The organism is Streptomyces sp. NPDC002476 (assembly GCF_042889785.1).
In the GTDB taxonomy this organism is placed as follows: Bacteria; Actinomycetota; Actinomycetes; order Streptomycetales; family Streptomycetaceae; genus Streptomyces.
Genome location: NZ_JBIARH010000114.1, coordinates 1 through 1021, shown reverse-complemented (window position 1 = coordinate 1021; position 1021 = coordinate 1). Strand labels below are relative to the sequence as shown.

Annotated in this window: 1 protein-coding gene and 1 pseudogene; one reads left to right on the top strand and one right to left on the bottom strand. The window is 64.2% G+C overall.

The genetic code is table 11. From position 1 onward, the window contains the following. Positions 1–528: 528 nt before the first annotated feature. A pseudogene (locus ACFYXM_RS37140) lies at positions 529–696 on the top strand (transposase); the annotation flags it as partial. A 47-nt stretch (positions 697–743) separates the two neighbouring features. On the opposite strand, the gene ACFYXM_RS37135 reads toward ACFYXM_RS37140, so the two are convergent. Next, positions 744–932: a hypothetical protein gene (locus ACFYXM_RS37135; RefSeq protein ID WP_389296271.1), complete on the bottom strand. Its 189-nt coding sequence runs from the start codon at positions 930–932 to the stop codon at positions 744–746. Positions 933–1021: the final 89 nt, after the last annotated feature.

The window sequence follows — 1021 nt, the reverse complement described above, 5'->3', positions numbered from 1 at the left end:
CCTCATCAGCGGTCAAGCGGTGCCCCGAAGCCCGGCGGCAACACCCCCCAGGTCATCCGTACGACAGGGGGCACACAGCCATACCGGGCCCGGGGCCAGGCGCCCCATTGCGGGGCCACTGAAAAGGTAACGGGGCAGGTTTTCGAATCCGTCAGGTACTCCGCTGAGTGCCAGGACTGCGGTGCGGAGCTGGAGTGCTGGGGAGTTCAGGCCCTGGTGGATGGCCGGTTGCGATGGGACGCGGAGTCAACCTGTTTCGCCTGTGGATTTGCGGTAGCCGTGTGCGGTGGCGACGTGCCGGCCGAACGGCGGGATCAGATGCTCTCCGAGCATGGACCCGCGAGGCTGCAAGTGAGTAGTCCGCCGACGAAGAGCGTCGCCATCATGCGCGTGCTGCGGGCAGAGCTCGGCATTGACCTGAAGAACGCCAAGGCTTTGCTGCGCCGCATTCTGGATGGTGATGGGCCTTGCCCCCGGATCTTGGACACACGAGACACTGGATCCTGAGGATCTGAGAATGGACATCTCGTGGTCATGAAGAACTATCCGCCGCAGTTCAAGGCGGACGCGGTCGCGCTGTACCGGTCGCGGCCCGAAGCGACGATCCGGCAGGTCGCTGCCGATCTGGGGATCAACCCGGAGACCTTGCGGAACTGGGTCAGGGCGGCTGGTGCGAGCAGGCCGCGGGGCCGCGCACGGCTGATGAGGTGGCGGACCTTGGAGTCCTGGAATTAGTACTGCAATCACAGTTGCAGGTTGTGGCCTCGGCGTTTGTAGTGACTGCGGCGGGCCCGGGTCTGGCTGAGGCGTCTCCACCATGACCAGTGCAGATGGTGCTGTGGCGTGAGGCGGTGCGGGCAGAGGACCAGGCTGATGAGGCGGCGGATCTCCGCGACGGACAGGGGTATCAGGGCGGTTTGCCCTAACCTCAATACCGGTAACTTAGGGCGTTTATGTTCGCTTGACCCGTTTGGGCTTGCTGGCGTCAACGATGTTGATAGCAGGGACGCTTGGGCGATCT